The organism is Pectobacterium cacticida (genome assembly GCF_036885195.1).
Lineage (GTDB): Bacteria > Pseudomonadota > Gammaproteobacteria > Enterobacterales > Enterobacteriaceae > Pectobacterium > Pectobacterium cacticida.
Genome location: NZ_CP133656.1, coordinates 3,453,404 through 3,469,451 on the forward strand (window position 1 = coordinate 3,453,404; position 16,048 = coordinate 3,469,451).

14 protein-coding genes are annotated in these 16,048 nt (G+C 49.9%); 2 read left to right on the forward strand and 12 right to left on the reverse strand.

All coding sequences use genetic code 11. From position 1 onward, the window contains the following. Positions 1 to 63: 63 nt before the first annotated feature. The 10 genes from cpaB to RFN81_RS15825 all read right to left on the reverse strand — a co-directional run bounded on the left by cpaB (position 64) and on the right by RFN81_RS15825 (position 11,386). Positions 64 to 1,098, reverse strand: coding sequence for a Flp pilus assembly protein CpaB (cpaB, locus tag RFN81_RS15780; protein ID WP_264496728.1), 1,035 nt, complete (start codon positions 1,096 to 1,098; stop codon positions 64 to 66). A gap of 39 nt (positions 1,099 to 1,137) precedes the next feature. Then, a complete protein-coding gene (locus tag RFN81_RS15785; RefSeq protein WP_264496729.1) occupies positions 1,138 to 1,689 on the reverse strand; it encodes an A24 family peptidase in 552 nt (183 codons plus the stop codon). A 7-nt stretch (positions 1,690 to 1,696) separates the two neighbouring features. Then, positions 1,697 to 1,924 carry a Flp family type IVb pilin gene (locus RFN81_RS15790; RefSeq protein ID WP_264496730.1) on the reverse strand — a complete coding sequence of 76 codons (228 nt, stop codon included), beginning with the start codon at positions 1,922 to 1,924 and terminating at the stop codon, positions 1,697 to 1,699. Positions 1,925 to 2,306: 382 nt separating this feature from the next. Continuing rightward, positions 2,307 to 3,845: a sensor histidine kinase gene (locus RFN81_RS15795; protein ID WP_264496731.1), complete on the reverse strand. Its 1,539-nt coding sequence runs from the start codon at positions 3,843 to 3,845 to the stop codon at positions 2,307 to 2,309. Beyond that, the gene (locus RFN81_RS15800; protein WP_264496732.1) at positions 3,823 to 4,533 is read right to left on the reverse strand and encodes a response regulator transcription factor; all 711 of its coding nucleotides are present in this window, start codon (positions 4,531 to 4,533) and stop codon (positions 3,823 to 3,825) included. The genes RFN81_RS15795 and RFN81_RS15800 overlap by 23 nt, the downstream gene beginning before the upstream one ends. A gap of 353 nt (positions 4,534 to 4,886) precedes the next feature. After that, positions 4,887 to 6,533 (reverse strand): Na+/H+ antiporter, encoded by a 1,647-nt coding sequence (locus RFN81_RS15805; RefSeq protein ID WP_264496733.1) that lies wholly within the window; start codon positions 6,531 to 6,533, stop codon positions 4,887 to 4,889. Between the two features lie 282 nt (positions 6,534 to 6,815). Beyond that, the gene (locus tag RFN81_RS15810; protein ID WP_264496734.1) at positions 6,816 to 8,171 is read right to left on the reverse strand and encodes an NCS2 family permease; all 1,356 of its coding nucleotides are present in this window, start codon (positions 8,169 to 8,171) and stop codon (positions 6,816 to 6,818) included. A 791-nt stretch (positions 8,172 to 8,962) separates the two neighbouring features. Then, on the reverse strand, positions 8,963 to 9,919 hold the full coding sequence (gene puuE, locus RFN81_RS15815; RefSeq protein WP_264496735.1) for an allantoinase PuuE: 957 nt from the start codon (positions 9,917 to 9,919) through the stop codon (positions 8,963 to 8,965). Between the two features lie 10 nt (positions 9,920 to 9,929). Then, complete coding sequence (locus RFN81_RS15820) at positions 9,930 to 10,667, reverse strand: aspartate/glutamate racemase family protein (RefSeq protein ID WP_264496736.1); 738 nt, start codon at positions 10,665 to 10,667, stop codon at positions 9,930 to 9,932. Then, positions 10,664 to 11,386, reverse strand: coding sequence for a GntR family transcriptional regulator (locus RFN81_RS15825; RefSeq protein ID WP_264496737.1), 723 nt, complete (start codon positions 11,384 to 11,386; stop codon positions 10,664 to 10,666). Before RFN81_RS15825 ends, RFN81_RS15820 begins: the two co-directional genes overlap by 4 nt. 148 nt (positions 11,387 to 11,534) lie before the next feature. Here RFN81_RS15825 and RFN81_RS15830 point away from each other — a divergent pair, with 148 nt between their 5' ends. Next, complete coding sequence (locus RFN81_RS15830) at positions 11,535 to 13,019, forward strand: NCS1 family nucleobase:cation symporter-1 (protein ID WP_264496738.1); 1,485 nt, start codon at positions 11,535 to 11,537, stop codon at positions 13,017 to 13,019. Positions 13,020 to 13,058: 39 nt separating this feature from the next. On the opposite strand, the gene lpxP is transcribed toward RFN81_RS15830, so the two are convergent. Next, a complete protein-coding gene (gene lpxP, locus RFN81_RS15835; protein WP_264496739.1) occupies positions 13,059 to 13,982 on the reverse strand; it encodes a kdo(2)-lipid IV(A) palmitoleoyltransferase in 924 nt (307 codons plus the stop codon). A gap of 347 nt (positions 13,983 to 14,329) precedes the next feature. Next, positions 14,330 to 14,416 carry a stress response protein AzuC gene (azuC, locus tag RFN81_RS18785; RefSeq protein ID WP_349875164.1) on the reverse strand — a complete coding sequence of 29 codons (87 nt, stop codon included), beginning with the start codon at positions 14,414 to 14,416 and terminating at the stop codon, positions 14,330 to 14,332. Positions 14,417 to 14,784: 368 nt separating this feature from the next. Between azuC and RFN81_RS15840 the strand changes: the two genes are divergently transcribed. Further along, a complete protein-coding gene (locus RFN81_RS15840; protein WP_264496740.1) occupies positions 14,785 to 15,996 on the forward strand; it encodes a multidrug efflux MFS transporter in 1,212 nt (403 codons plus the stop codon). The last annotated feature ends 52 nt before the right edge of the window (positions 15,997 to 16,048 follow it).

Consider the following 16,048-nt stretch of genomic DNA (forward strand, 5'->3'; position numbering starts at 1 on the left):
CTGATTCCGTAACAGGATCTATTTTTCCCAGCGCTGCCGAACATCAGCAGACGCATGGCCGGTTTATCGTGGAGAAAACGTCTGCACTTCTTTTTGTCCACCGCGATATATCTTGACTTGGCGCCCCGCAGGGATACCGGACATGCTGTTATAAATATCGGTGCTCTGGGAGAGCGACGTTACGCCGGAATGTGCGGATGGAGCCGACGCCAGCGCATCATTTGTCGGTTTACAGGTGTTATCCGTATCATCTGAAGCGCTACGGATGGCTAAATGCAACATGCCCACTTCTTTTGCCACCGCTAAAATTTCTGCCTGTTTCGGCGTGACTTCGAGCGTAACGGTTTGGTAACTGGTCGAGCGCGAGCGGGATGGAGCCGACGCCGGAAGGCGACTCTTCTCTACAGCATTAAGCTGTTCTTCCGCTATCACATCCTGACGAGGGCGAACGTCGGTATAGGTCTGATTATTAAGGGCCAGCACCCTTAAGTCGCAAACAATAGATTCTGAAGCCAGAAAAGGCTTGGCCACCGATATCGTTGTCATCGAAGGAGGAACGACCCATGAGGATGGCATTTGTCCACGCACCAGTTCGGGCTGTTCGTCTTTTCTGAGACTAAGAATAATATCGACCCGATCGCCTGCGGCGACCAAACCGGCATTGCTGGCAACCGCGTTGGTCGGCACGGAGATCGCGCGCATTCCTTTATGTAATACGGCGGAAACAAAACCAGGATCGTCTTTTTGCACCACCACATTACTGGTCAACGCCTGACCTTGGGCGACCGTTTCACGCACGGTTGCGCCGAGCAAAGATTGCAGCCTTTCCCGATCCTTATTTTTGACAAAGGTAAATTCGCGCCATATAGGTTTTTCCTCATCCGTGGGTTCACGCCAGTCAAAATAAGAGGGATCGATAAAATCACCGGGGCGTAATACTTTTCTTGCGACCAGTATTTGCACTTTTTCCGGTGCCTTAACCACAACGGGTGCCGGAGGCGGAGGCGGCGGGGAGGCCAGATGACTGCGCACCGCTAGCGCCACGATACCCGCAACGATGCATGCCCCGGAGAGCAGATAGGTAGAATTCACTTTCATTTCAGCATGATTACCCTAGTGTGCGTCTTCAACGCTGTACTAAAACAGCGGAAAAATCAGGACATACATCGCGCCAAACGCAATGGCGATACCGTAAGGAATGCCCTGAGAAAGTTCAGTCGGCAACGGTGGCGGTAGGGGGAGCCGACATTTCAACACTTGGTTTATTCGTTCTATCCCTAAACCGACGGCAACCGGAATGGCATTTAGCAGCGGCAGGCCTAATGCCAATACCCCACCGGCCAGTGCCGTAATCATCACGAAGGTAATCTGTTGCTTGCTGCCGACCCACAGGCATAGCACGCTCATTAATTTGACATCACCCGCACCAAGACGCCCGGTGAGAAACAACAGAAAACCAATAACCAACACCGCGCCCGCCCCAGGCAACGCCTTAAGGGTTTGATACAGTATCGGCCTATCGATCGATCCGGCATGCAGGATATCGATCGCGCTCAATACCCCCCACACGGCTAGCAACAGTACAATGGCGAGATTGGGTATGCGCCTTGCTAGCAGATCGGTACTGATGCACCAACAAAGGCAAGCGACCAGTAACACGAGAGCCAGTGCATGCGCATAAAACACCATTGCCGTGTTACTTCGCTACGCCTGCTGCGCTGCCGGATCCACTGGTACCCGTTCCGGTAATTTGATCGGCGATTTGTGTGAATTTCTCATTCAACGCTTTAACAAAGATGCCGTCACCGCCAAAAATTGCACCGATTGCCGCTGCCATCGCGGCAGCAAGGATGCCGTATTCGATTGCCGTTACACCGCTCTCATCACGCCAAAAAGAACGCAGTTTCAATGTCATCTTATTCATGGAGGGAAACCCCTTGTTATTGTCAACAGGATCGTAACGCTTATGTCGTCACGATGATAACGGTGGCAATAATGAGACTTATTATCAAAAACAACAAGGGGCAGAACATTAATATTCGTTAATCTTTTTATTTAAAAAAATAGCATTTTAAAACAATAGGTAAGATTAATTTAACCCGTTCAAAAACCAGAGTTTCATTACGGGTTTCGAGAAAACATCTATGGCATCCACACACTATCAATGGACAATAATGAGGCGTACAAAATACCCCTTAATAGACTAAGGAATATTCGCGGTGTAATTAGCGCTTAGCGGGTGTAATTAATAACGAGCGCCCTTCACGTTATTCGATGCACTAATTATTCATTACATTGATTAATGGTTAGTCAGGTATATCGTCAACGTACTTATTCATCATCTTAGGCGCCATTCGTTTATTCAAGCATAAATAAACGCGTAGGCCTGGCTGCGACGATTCCATATATAATCTGCCACCATGTAATTCCACAATAGCATTGACCAGCGACAGCCCCAGTCCATATCCAGAAGATGAACGAACATCCAGACGCTGAAAACGCTGCACGGCTTTTTCATGCGATGTCTCAGGAATACCGGGGCCACGATCGGCAACGAATAGCGCCATCCACCCTCGGTGACGCTTTACGCCTACGAGGATCACTTTCCCTTGAGCCGCATATTTCAGCGCATTTTCAACCAAATTCGCTAACGCCTGAAAGAGCAGCGCCCTATCGCCAAATAACGGTTCATCCGCATAAGTGGCAACATTGAGTTGGCAGCCGCGTTCTTCCGCCAGCGGTTGATAATATTCCACTAATTCTTCCAATAGTGCCCTGGCCTCAATCCATGAAAACTGATGAATACATCGTCCGCTTTCGATCTCGCCAATACGCATCACCGTGCGGAACAACCCCAGTATTTTATCCACCTCACACACCGCAAGGTTTAATTCCTGGCGCACGTCTTTTTCCAGACCATGACGTTCAATCAGGTTATATAACCGATTTTGCAAGTGCGTCAGCGGGGTGCGAAGTTCATGAGCGACATGGCTTGACGTATTACGGACTTGGTCCATTAGCCGTTCAATACGCTCCAGATTCTGATTGATATCGGCGCTCAGGCTGTCGAAATCATCGCCGTTGGTTGAAAGCGGCATTCTCACGTGCTGCTCCCCCGCGCTATAACGGTGTAATGCGCTGCGTATCCGTTCTACGCTCCTTAGCGTACGTAAACTAAAATGGCGACTGACAAATAGGCAGAAAAGCAGCACGATAAATAGCCCACCACCGGCTGCCAAGGGGATCGTTCTCACCCGCTCTAACATGGGTCGAATGTTGTAAGCCGTGAATAGCACACCGCCATCATCCAGCATGACGGATAAGCCAATCAGGTTAGGATCGTCCGGGTCTGAGATTTCGGCCTTAAGGCACCGGACATTCATCCGACAATGGGTATAGTGGCGCGCTTCCATTTTCGATGAGTCAAGGGCGTCCACATTTAACGAATGCAATCTCAGGGGATGATTATGATACATAATAGTGCCGTCTTTATTCATCACCAGAAACAGCGGAAGTTCATCTCCTTTTGCCTGATTGTCTCGCCGTAATTGCATAATCAGGCTATCGGCATTAGTTAACCCTGACTGCATCGAGTAGTCATAAATATTGCCCAGAATCACTTCTCGGACGTGTGTTCTGAGTAATGTTTCACTTAATGAACTAAAGCCGACAATACACACTAACGCCATTAATAAGAACAAAAAAACAAGGGTTATTGCCTGACGAAAATTAGAAGTACATAAAAACCCCGGATACCGACTCGCCCCGAGTAATCGCCAGTATTTAATTTTTATCTGCCCGCGCTGCCCTAGCCTCGTTATTTTATTCAGCGTGGCTGCTAACATCGGTTTTATCCTTTTCTACCGGGCCTAGCGCATACCCCATCGCTCTCAATGTTTTAATTAATGGACGCGGAAAGCCCTTATCAATTTTTGCCCGCAGCTTTGACATATGCACGTCAATCAGGTTGGTTTGTGGATCAAAATTGTAACCCCACACCCGCTCTAATAGCATGGTGCGCGTAATCGCTTGGCCTGGATTTTCCATCAAGATAATTAATAGTTTGATTTCTTTATCCGTTAAATCGATACGCTTACCGCCACGCCAGGCAACGCGTTGTAAACGATCAAGCTGTAAGTCTTCAAAAGTCAACATGGAGGGGCTATCGGCATGACGTTTGCCACGTCGCGCCATAATATCCAGACGCAAGCGAAGCTCATTAAAATTAAACGGCTTGCCAAGGTAATCTTCCGCGCCAAGCTCCAGCCCCATCACGCGATCGACATCGCGATCCAGCGCGGAGAGCAGCATGATTGGCGGGTGGCGCGATCCTTGTAATTCGCGTAATACCGTAAATCCATCCATAATGGGCAACATCCTGTCCAATAGGACAACATCGTAAACTTCATCTTTGATCGCTTTTAATGCATGTGCGCCATCGTGCACCATGCGGCAAGAGTGGCCGTGGGAATGTAATTTAGACCCGAGCCAATGGCACAGCACAGAATCATCATCAACCACTAATACACGCATAATTTCCCCTATAAATATGAAGTGCTACCGAATGAATCCAGGTTAATATCCGTTGGTTTTTTATCAGTTCCTTTAAACAGCCACGCTGCCCACACGATGTCGAGACTGTGTGAGCTATATTTATTTATTGCACGTGTTTGCTGCCGCGCTTTTTACTGACAGCGCTTCTTCTCAGATAAATCTCACGGATAATAACAATCATTATCATTTAGTGACAAGTAGTTTGCCCTTCCCCACCGGCATTCCTCACCGGCGCCCATAAAAAAACATCCCTATCGCTCTCGCAATAGGGATGTTAATTAAAGTAAATAATTAGAAAATCAACGTGATAGCAGGAAATAAGTTACCCGGTTTCAGTCATTTTCTATCAAGAGCGCTTCCATAAGATCGAGATCACGCAGCATTTTTTGCAGCGTCTCATTGCTGATCTGCTGCGTAGCGCGCAGGTGATACAGCTCCGCACGTTCCGAATTCAGCGCCGTCAGACGAAAGCGTCGTTCCAGATTCTCAATCAGCAAACCGTTATCGGGATCATCTTTACCAATGAGCCGTCGACGCAGGTTGCCGATCACGCGCGCGCTGACCTCCTTAAGCACCTGTTCGTCGATATTTTCTTCGCGATCGGCCGCCAGACGCTCCTCCATTTTGTGTATGCTTTTGATCGCGACCTCAGCCACCGCGACACGCGCCATGCGGATTTCCTTGGCCTGCGCCGCTTTGTCGCCGACGACAACGCCACGCAGTAGCAGCGGCAACGCCAATACCCCACAGAGTAGCGAAAACAAAATGACGCCCGTAGCGATGAATACCAACTGATAGCGTGAGGGGAACGCCGTGCCGTCGGTCAGCAATAGCGGGATCGATAGCACACCCGCCAACGTTATTGCGCCTCGTACCCCGGCAAAAGAGGCAATCCACAGCTCGCGAGTGGAAAATTCGGCGAAAACCATTGGCCGCTTTTTCTGGATGTGCACGCTGAATCTTTTCATTCCCCATAGCCAGCAGAACCGCAGCAGCAGCAGCGCGCCATAGATAATCGCGATGTCGGTGAATAACATCCAGGTTTCCACCGTTGGGTCCAGCTCCGCCTGAGTAATCGAGGTTTCCAGAATACCGGGTAATTGTAAGCCCAGCATGATGAACACCATGCCGTTAAACACAAATTCCAGCATCGACCACACGCCGTTCGCACGCATTCTCATCGTCAATGGCGCACTACGAATGACGCCGGACTGACCGATCGTCATCCCCGCCGCGACCGCCGCCAAAATGCCCGACACGCCGATATGCTCCGCGATCAGGTATGACGCGAAGGGCAGCAACAGCAGTAGCACAATTTGCGTCGCGGCATCATCACCGCTCCAGCGATTGATAAGGCGCAGCGATTTCCCAAATAGCCAGGTGACTGCGACGCCCGCTAACAGCCCGCCTAGTGCAACCTGCGTGAATTCCAGCGCCGCACCGGAAACCGTAAACACCATCGTTCCCATCGCTATCGCGATGGCGAATTTCAATGACACCAGGCCGGAGGCGTCGTTCATTAACGCTTCGCCCTGCAAAATACCCATCAACTTTTTCGGAATACGATCTTCACCCACGATGCCGGACAACGCCACGGCGTCCGTCGGCGACAACACCGCCGCCAGCGCAAAGGCCGCAATCAGTGGCATACCAGGCACCATCCAGTAGATGAAATAACCAATGCCCACCACGGTTATCAGAACCAGTATCAGCGCCAGGCCAATGATCTCCCGACCATGCTTCAAAAATTCCCGCGTCGGCGTTTTCCAACCATCGGCAAACAGCAACGGCGGAATGAAAAGCACCATAAATAGTTCAGGGTTGAAATCAACGTGCAAACCGAATTGAGGCCAGGCGAGGATGGCACCCAGCGCGATTTGCATCAAAGGCAGAGGAATTTGAAAAGGTAAAATGCGTGTAACCACACCTGATAATGACACCATCAGGGTTAAAATCAGAATCGTAAAAAATATTTCCATGCTTTCCTTAGACGCGCTCCTCAATCAAAAAATTCTGCCTGTTCGTAAGCCAAATGCCGATAAAACTACCCTTACATATTTAACGCATTTAGCCCGGTATGAAAATGGATTTCTAGGTAATGCATGACGGACAGTCACCTTATTGATTATCACTGAAGTGACATCAATCCAACGCCAATAAAAGGCGCATAACATCACACCAAACTAGGTTTAGAGGAAAAAAGATCGGGTGGGAAATGACAGACCTTCAGGACGGCCCCTGAAGGTCTGTAAAGAGAGAGGTTAGAGCGCCCAACCGCCCGCGTAGAATATCACCAGCACGATAGCGATAATGACGGTGCCGACATTCAGTTTTCGCCATTCACCGGCACAGATACGGCCTAGTACCAGCGTACCAAAGCCAAGCATGATGCCCGTCACGATATTACAGGTCAGGATGATAAACACGGCGCAGACTAAGCCAGACATCGCATCCACAAAATCATCAAAATTCAGTTTGGATACATTACTGAGCATCAGCAGACCGACGTACATCAACGCGGGCGCGGTCGCATAACCCGGCACCAGATACGCCAGCGGCGACACAAACAGCAAGAGTAGAAACAGCACACCGACGACGGTCGCCGTTAAGCCGGTTTTACCACCCGCGGCCGTCCCCGCAGCGGATTCAATATAGACCGCCGCTGGCGACGTCCCGACCAGACTGGAGAAAATGCTGCTTACGGAGTCCGCCGTCAGAGCCTTCCCGCCGCTGATAATTTGTCCGTCTTTATCCAATAAGTTGGCCTGTCCGGCTACGGCACGAATCGTCCCGGTAGCATCGAATACGGCGGTCATCACCAGCGCCAATACACTCGGCAAAACCAGCGGCTGTAACGCGCCCGCGATATCCAGACTGAAGATCAATGACGACCCGTCAGCCGCCGTCAAACTCGGCAAGGCGAAGAAACCGGCGTATTTTACACTCGGGTCAAAAATCAGTCCGAGGATAGAGATGACGATGATGACCAGCAAAATGCCGCCCGGCACGCGTCGCTTTTCCAGACCAATCGTCGCCGCCAACCCCAACAGGGACATCATGACGGGAAAAGAGGTGAAATCACCCAGCGCCACCGGCAGGCCATCCAACGGGTTTTTTATCACCAGCCCGACGCTATTAGAGGCAATAATCAGTAGGAACAGACCAATACCAATTCCCGTGCCGTGCGCCACACCCATCGGCAGGTTACGTAAGATCCAAGATCGGATACCCGTAACAGAAATAACGGTGAACAGCACCCCCATCAGAAAGATCGCGCCCAACGCCACAGGAATACTGATTTGCTGCCCTAACACCAGACTGAATGCGGTGAACGCCGTTAGCGAAATCGCACAGCCAATTGCCATCGGCAAATTAGCCCATAAACCCATTAATAGCGATCCCACTCCGGCAACCAAACAGGTTGCCACAAACACCGCCGTTGGCGGGAAACCCGCCTTACCTAGCATACTCGGCACCACAATAACCGAGTAAACCATCGCCAGGAATGTCGTCAAACCCGCTAATACTTCCTGACGCACATTACTGCCGCGCTGTTTAATTTTGAAAAAATCGTCAAGCGCGCTCTGTGAGCCTGTCTGACGGAGGGTATTTGCCATGGTGTAATCCCCTGAAGTGCCATGAGTATTAAGATAAATTGGTCAGTTTGCGCGGTAGTGAAACGCGAGCGCACCAGTGCAATTATGAATATTTAATCGCCTGGACATGCGCAAACGATTAACTTGCCGTAGAAACTATAATCTTGCCGCAGAAACTATAATCAAATATAAAATCAAGACGTTGCTGTCTCAGAACCGAGACAATATGGAGCGCACAATTATCCCGCTTCCCCCGCGCTTATTTCAACCGCTAATCAAGACAATTTACCTATTCCTTCACCTCTCATATTGAAGGATGTTGCTCACTCGTTCAGATACAGCCCCAACCAGCACCGTGTTGAAAGCACATCGGTATAAAAAATATCCAGATCGGACACTTGGCTGAAATCAAAACGACAGTTTATTTCATGCAAACTCTCTGTTTATTTTTTTGTGATTCTCATCACAAAAAAGTTGACCCGTCGTATCAGGGCGGGTATTCTTAAAAACGTGAACAGCGTCACAGAAAACTGACTAATCAACAATGAGGGAAAGACCATGAAACTGCTGAAAAAAATCATCGCCGTGTTCGAAAACGTTAACATCAACTTTGGTACTTTCAACCAATAATTATTTACGTATCGTGGGGGATAAAAAGATGCGTGTTGTCCGCAAAATCAATCAACTATTAAAAGCGTTGGGCACCACCTATCGCGGTGTTAACCCCTACGCTTTCTTCCGTTAATCGTACCCAGTACGTTAACAACTAAAAAATGGCTGCCTTACTTAGGGCGGCCATTTTTGTTTCTGATCTATCGACGCGCTACATACGGATGATGCTCACGCCAGTGCTCGGCAATATCCTGACGGCGACAAACCCAAACGTTATCGTGCTGCTGAATATAATCCAGAAAGCGCTGCAAGGCACGGAACCGACCCGGCCTCCCCAGCAAACGGCAGTGCATGCCGATCGATAACATTTTCGGCGACGTTTCACCTTCCTCGTAAAGCACATCAAAACTGTCTTTCAGGTAACTATAAAACTGTTCACCACAGTTAAAGCCCTGCGGTGAAGCAAAACGCATGTCGTTTGCATCAAGCGTATAAGGGATAATAAGGTGAGGATGTACACCACCGTCACTTTTTTTCACCGGCATCCAGAAAGGTAAATCATCGCCATAATAGTCGCTGTCATACCAAAAACCACCATGGTCGACGACCAGCTGGCGGGTATTCGGACTATCCCGACCGGTATACCAGCCTAGCGGTGGTTTTCCAAATAACGCCGTATGCACCTCTATCGCCTTATTCAGGTGCTCACGTTCTGTAGCAATATCCATATTCTGGTAATGAATCCAGCGCCATCCGTGACTCACCACATCATACTCAGCCGACTTAATCGCCTCTACGACCGCTGGGTTACGCGCCAGCGCCATCGCCACGCCAAATACCGTGAACGGCAGGCCACGTCGCTGAAATTCCCGGTGGATGCGCCAAAACCCAACGCGCGAGCCATATTCATACAGCGAATCCATTGACATGTGACGGGCAGGATAACTTTCCGCACCAATAATATCGGAGAGAAACTGTTCAGACCCGGCATCACCATGCAAAACATTATTTTCCGCGCCTTCTTCATAATTCAGCACAAACTGAACCGCGATGCGAGCATTACCAGGCCAGTTAGCCTGCGGCGGCTGGCCCGCATAGCCAATGAGATCGCGGGGATAATCCCCCCCATCGCTCAACACAGTAGAATCACTTCTCATCGTTTTTTCCTTAACGTAGGGGGCTAAACATGCCGCTCAACGGTTTAGCGATTGGATAATCCAGATCGCCATGCTTACTGGTCGTCAACCCCAGCGCGGATAAAGATTCAACCAGTTTGACGGCCGCGCTAACGCCGTCAATGATTGGGACGGCCAATTCCTGGGTCAGCGACTGCGCCAGATCGGCCATGCCACCGCAACCCAATACGACTGCGCCGACACCATCCTGACGCAGGGATTGTATACAATATTCCCTTACTTTCCGTTGGGCAATGCCGCTATCCTGTTCGAGCGCCAGCACGGGTAAATCGATAGCATGCAGCGCGGCACAATGGTGTTCAAAACCATAACGCTGTAATAAATGGCGCGCGATAATCACAGTGCGCGGTAGCGTAGTCACAATGGAGAAGCGGGTAGCGACCAGTGTCGCCATATGAAAAGCGGCTTCAGCAATACCGATAACTGGCTTGCAGGCAACTTCACGGGCCGCAAGCAAACCAGGATCGCCAAAACAGGCAATAATATGTCCGTCGACGCCCTGTGTTTTCCCCTGCTTGATCTGTTCCAACACGCCAATCGCCGCTATCGCCTCATCAAAATGCCCTTCAATAGAAGGCACGCCCTGAGAAGGAGACACCGCCATGATTTCCGTCCCTGGCGCCGCCGCCGCACGTGCGGCCATTCCGATCGTTTCCGTCATGGCAATACTGGTATTAGGGTTAATAACCTGAATTAAAAGCGGTTTCACGCAAGCTTCTCCTTCATATGGCCGAACAGGCGGCTGAAGTCAGGCTCGGCGTTTTCATCTCTGTCAAAGCGCAGGCTCGCAACAATATCATCGAAGTGCTGCGTTAACGTCTCTGATAACGCCGGAACGTTTTTATTCCGTAGATGCATGAGAAGATGGTGGTGGTCGTGGCAGCGGCACCCTTGCTGCCACGGCGCGCCGTAAGCGGCGATAACCAGCGATGAGCGCAGCGTTAATTGTGAAACCATCCCGGTTAATACCGTATTGCCAGAAATCGCCTGTAGCTGAATATGAAAAGCGGCAGACAATCGGATAGCTTCCGCCCCGTGTTGATCGGCGTGCGCCTGCTGTTCTGCCGCGACCAGCTTATTCAATGCCGTTAGATGGGGAGAGCGGCAGTGTGCGACCACTGCTGGCAGATTGGCACATTCGATTAAGCGGCGAGTTTGAAAAATTTCTTGTGCCTCTTCAACCGATGGTGTCGACACCTGTGCACCACGTTTAGGCGTTAAGGTGACCATTTGCACCACGGCGAGGCGTTGTAAGACCTTTCTGATCCCCGTTCTGCTTACAGAAAATACTTCAGCCAGCGCTTCTTCCGGCAATTTTGTTCCCGGCAACAGTTGATGTTCCACAATGGCATCCACCAGCGCCTGATAAATAACATCATCTTTTTGCTGAGGGAATGGCGCATTTTCAAACCCGTATGTGTAATTCATCTCACCTTCTCGTCATCAATATTTCCATAAATCGTACACACCATTTATTGATTATGTATACAAAAAAATGAATTTTGGCCTGATTCGTGCAACGTCTTTTACCAACAACGTCATTCGCTTTACGACCAAGGTAAAAGGAGCAGATTCCATGCCAGAACATATCAACACAGGTAATGACAATAATACGTACAGCCCCAGACTCTGTAATGCGGATTTGGCGCCGACCCGCGTTCAAACCTGGTCTTGGTACAACATTTTTTCCTTCTGGATGTCAGACGTGCATAGCATGGGAGGCTACGTAGTCGCAGCCAGCTTTTTCACCTTGGGGTTAGCAAGCTGGCAGGTGCTGCTGTGCCTTCTGGTGGGGATCTGTATTGTGCAAATTTTTGCCAACCTCGTCGCCAAACCCAGTCAGATGAGTGGTGTGCCTTATGCGGTCATTTGCCGCCAGGCCTTTGGCGTGTTTGGCGCCAATGTACCCGCAGTGATCCGCGGCCTAATCGCCTTTGCATGGTACGGAATCCAAACCTACCTGGCCGCTCATGCCCTCATGTTGGTATTGCTGAAATTTTATCCGAACCTTGCACCGCTAACGCAGAGTCACTGGCTCGGCCTGTCAACGCTTGGATGGATTTGCTTTGGCATCATGTGGTTCTTACAGGCCATGGTGTTTTGGCACGGTATGAACGCGATTAAACGCTTTATTGATTTCGCCGGCCCGGCAGTTTATATCGTGATGACGCTGCTGGCCGCCTGGATTATTTACCAGACCGGTTGGGAAAATATCTCATTTACACTCAGTAGCAAAACGCTGACGACAGGAGAACAAACCTGGCAAATGCTTACCGCCACGGCGCTGGTCGTTTCCTATTTTTCCGGCCCGCTGTTGAACTTTGGCGATTTCTCCCGCTACGGTAAAAGTATGCAGGAAATCCGCCGTGGCAATCGCTGGGGGCTTCCCTTTAATTTCCTGCTGTTTTCCATTATCACCGTCATTATCGTGTCAGGAACCCAATCGTTATTTGGCCGCATGATTACCGACCCTATCGAAACCGTCACACACATCGGTAGTGGCGTCGCTGTTGCGCTTGGCGTACTGACGATGATCATCGCCACCATCGGGATCAATATCGTCGCCAACTTTGTGTCACCAGCCTTTGATTTTTCAAACTGTTCGCCACAGCATATTAGTTTCCGCACTGGCGGTATGATCGCCGCCGTCGGTTCCGTCCTGCTTACGCCCTGGAACCTGTTTAATTCACCAGAATTGATTCACTACACGTTGGATGTGCTTGGCGCTTTTATTGGCCCGCTCTTCGGTATTCTGCTAATGGATTTCTATGTTATCAAAGGCGGGAAAGTCTATGTGGACGATCTCTTCGACGCAACGCCAAAAGGGCGTTACTGGTATCGAAACGGCTTCAACCCGAACGCGCTAATGGCGCTCATTCCCGCCGTGGCTATCGGGCTTATCATCAGCTTTATCCCACAATGGCGTGATGCGGCCAACTTCAGTTGGTTCATCGGCGCAGCCCTGTCCGCAGGCTGCTACCGTTACTTGGCACGCCACGAACGTGTCGGCGCAACCGGAAAACCCTTTGCCGCACGTGGAATGCTATTAGAGAAAGAGTAAATGCCGCGAGCGCCGTACTGTTCATACGGCGCTACCGCGTTATGCATAGAGCGACACTTCGCCAACCGGGCGCGTCTTAAAACGGCGGTGCAGCCAAAGATACTGTTCAGGCGCACGCATGATTTCTTTTTCAATGACTTTATTCATATAACACGCGGCTGCCTGTTCATCATGATACGGATAATCCTGTAATTCAGGCTGTATGACCAGTTGGTAGCCAGAAGCATCCGATTTACGAATCAGCACCGTGGTCATCATCGCGGGTTTCGCTAACCGACTGATTGTATATGTCCCATTTGTAGTCGCTGCATTTTTTACCGCGAAAAATGGGGCAAAAATACTACCTTTAGGGCCATAGTCCTGATCGGGAGCAAACCATACCGCTTCGCCCCGTTTCAACGCGTGCACCATACCACGCAGATCCCTGCGATCAATCATCGCCTTATTCGATCGTGAACGACCCCAGGTTTGCACCATTTCCATCACTTTATTATTGTGCGGGCGATACATTGCCATCATCGGTTGGCATAATCCCATCGCCCTCCCGCCGAGTTCCAGCGACATAAAGTGAATACCGATTACCATCACGCCTCTGCCCTCTGCGCTAGCCCTATGTAAATGCTCAAGCCCTGAAACATCAAACCAGCGACGCACCCGACGATCGGGCCAGAACCAGGCCATGCCAGTTTCGACTAATGCCATTCCGAGAGAAGCAAAATTACCGTCGATCAGCTTTTCTATTTCCTTGTCTGAGATCGTCGGGAAGCACAATTCCAGATTGCGCCTGGCAATCGCTACCCGGCGTTTAAGAAAGAGACGAGATAGCCGACCGGCACTACGGCCGATTCTCATCAGTAAGGGATAAGGAAGTTGAACGAGTAAAAACAGTACGCCAAGTCCGAACCATGTCGTCCAATAGCGAGGATGAAGTAATGCCCTGGTAAAAGTTTGCTTAATTTTCATGATGATTGTCTTTAAGTGATTAACAGTGCACCGCATAAAACGCGCTACACCTATCATGACACTTATTTATAGTAATCGTTTCAGCTGTGTGGAAAACGACTTCTGACCTTCATCACGCATGAGGCCAAACGCGGGATTAGCATGCGGACAACACAGAGGGAATCTTGAACAGCCGGTGAACGACCAACGGTCAGGGGAATTGTACCGGATTCGCGTTGAATTAAGGAGTAGAGGCATAAGAAAAATCTGTAAGCGTACTTATCAAAACAGGCTTTTCTTAACAGAAGGCAGTCATTAAATGATATCGGCCACCAATACGATGACCGATATCATGCATAGCACATGACTTAAAACTGTGCGCCGGGCGGTACGTTTTTATACGTATTCAGATAAGCCGTCAGCATTTTTTTGAAGATATTACGCACTTTTTTCATCTTGATTCTACTTACTCATTGATTGAACAACGCGATGGAGTAACGATTTTGTCTTACCTGGCGGAATCCGCCTTACGGCGATAAATATTACAACCTCGGTACGGTAAATGCTATTTTTTTGTGATGCACATCACAAAAAAATAGCATTGAACCAGAGCCGCTCCTTAGGCCAATTTCTTTTGTTGCGAATCATTACCACCAGTGATCACGCTATCGTTAGCTATGCTATGCTCTGGGTAAAAGGCGAAACTTTAGTCACCGTTCGTTATTAGTTGAATGCTACTCGTTTTCGGTTAGCGCACTTTATACGCACACGACCACGCATTTCGTCACTGGTTATTCGCTGCTGAAGGCCTCTTACGACCCCCATGGAAACCTGGAAACTTAACCTTTTCTCCGCCTGGCTGGGATGTTTTTTCACCGGGCTGGCAATGAGCCAGATATTGCCCTTTTTGCCGCTGTACATTGAGCAGCTTGGCGTTCATTCGCACGAGTCGCTAAGCCTGTGGTCCGGTTTGATCTTTAGTTCCTCCTTTATCATCTCCGCCATCGTTGCCCCACTGTGGGGGAGCCTCGCCGATCGTAAAGGCCGCAAGCTTATGCTGTTGCGTGCCGCACTCGGCATGGCGATCGTTATGTCGTTGCAAGGATTAGCGACCAACGTATGGCAGTTGTTTATTCTGCGCGCATTAATGGGGTTGACCTCTGGATATATTCCCAATGCGATGGCGCTGATCGCCTCGCAGGTTCCGCGCGAAAAAAGCGGCTGGGCGCTGGGTATGTTATCGACCGGGCAGATTGCCGGCGTGATCCTCGGCCCCTTATTTGGCGGCTTTATGGCCGATTATATTGGGTTACGCTTCGTCTTTTTCATTACGGGCGGCATGTTGTTCATCTGCTTTCTTATTACGCTCTTCGCGATTAAAGAAAGTGTGGTTAGGGTTACCAAAGAAAATCGACTCAGCGGGAAAGCGGTTTTTGCTTCATTACCCTATCCAACGCTGATTATCTGCCTATTCATTACGACAATGATGATCCAGATGGCGAACGGTTCAATTAGCCCAATCCTCACGCTATTCATCCGCGATCTCACACCTGGTTCGGATAATATTGCCTTCATTAGCGGCGTTATTGCTTCCATTCCTGGCGTTTCCGCCCTGCTATCCGCTCCCCGTCTCGGCCGATTAGGCGACAGGATCGGCGCGCATCGCATCCTGATCGCCGCACTGGCGATCAGCGTACTACTGTTTCTGGTGATGGCGATGGTAAAAACCCCCACGCAGCTTGGCCTTCTGCGCTTTATATTGGGCTTTGCCGATGGTGCATTAATGCCAACCGTACAGGCGCTGTTGGTCAAGTACAGTAGTCAGCAGGTGACGGGACGCATCTTTGGTTATAACCAATCATTTATGTATATGGGCAACGTGCTGGGGCCGTTAGTCGGTTCCGGCGTATCCGCGATGATGGGCTTCCGCTGGGTTTTTATCGTCACGGCCTTCCTGGTACTGTGTAACACCGTGCAACTCTTTTTCGCCTTTAGGAAGCTCCCCACGGCAAAGAAATCTCAGCGAGGCAAATAGGAAGCAGCATCAACATAACATCCTGATGCTGCGCCATATCATAGTGGTGATT

Excerpts from the sequence above, each read along its gene's own strand:
- cpaB (WP_264496728.1), bottom strand. The coding sequence starts at position 1,098 with ATGAAAGTGAATTCTACCTATCTGCTCTCCGGGGCATGCATCGTTGCG.
- RFN81_RS15785 (WP_264496729.1), bottom strand. The coding sequence starts at position 1,689 with ATGGTGTTTTATGCGCATGCACTGGCTCTCGTGTTACTGGTCGCTTGC.
- RFN81_RS15790 (WP_264496730.1), bottom strand. The coding sequence starts at position 1,924 with ATGAATAAGATGACATTGAAACTGCGTTCTTTTTGGCGTGATGAGAGC.
- RFN81_RS15795 (WP_264496731.1), bottom strand. The coding sequence starts at position 3,845 with ATGTTAGCAGCCACGCTGAATAAAATAACGAGGCTAGGGCAGCGCGGG.
- RFN81_RS15800 (WP_264496732.1), bottom strand. The coding sequence starts at position 4,533 with ATGCGTGTATTAGTGGTTGATGATGATTCTGTGCTGTGCCATTGGCTC.
- RFN81_RS15805 (WP_264496733.1), bottom strand. The coding sequence starts at position 6,533 with ATGGAAATATTTTTTACGATTCTGATTTTAACCCTGATGGTGTCATTA.
- RFN81_RS15810 (WP_264496734.1), bottom strand. The coding sequence starts at position 8,171 with ATGGCAAATACCCTCCGTCAGACAGGCTCACAGAGCGCGCTTGACGAT.
- puuE (WP_264496735.1), bottom strand. The coding sequence starts at position 9,919 with ATGAGAAGTGATTCTACTGTGTTGAGCGATGGGGGGGATTATCCCCGC.
- RFN81_RS15825 (WP_264496737.1), bottom strand. The coding sequence starts at position 11,386 with ATGAATTACACATACGGGTTTGAAAATGCGCCATTCCCTCAGCAAAAA.
- RFN81_RS15830 (WP_264496738.1), top strand. The coding sequence starts at position 11,535 with ATGCCAGAACATATCAACACAGGTAATGACAATAATACGTACAGCCCC.
- lpxP (WP_264496739.1), bottom strand. The coding sequence starts at position 13,982 with ATGAAAATTAAGCAAACTTTTACCAGGGCATTACTTCATCCTCGCTAT.
- azuC (WP_349875164.1), bottom strand. The coding sequence starts at position 14,416 with ATGAAAAAAGTGCGTAATATCTTCAAAAAAATGCTGACGGCTTATCTG.
- RFN81_RS15840 (WP_264496740.1), top strand. The coding sequence starts at position 14,785 with ATGGAAACCTGGAAACTTAACCTTTTCTCCGCCTGGCTGGGATGTTTT.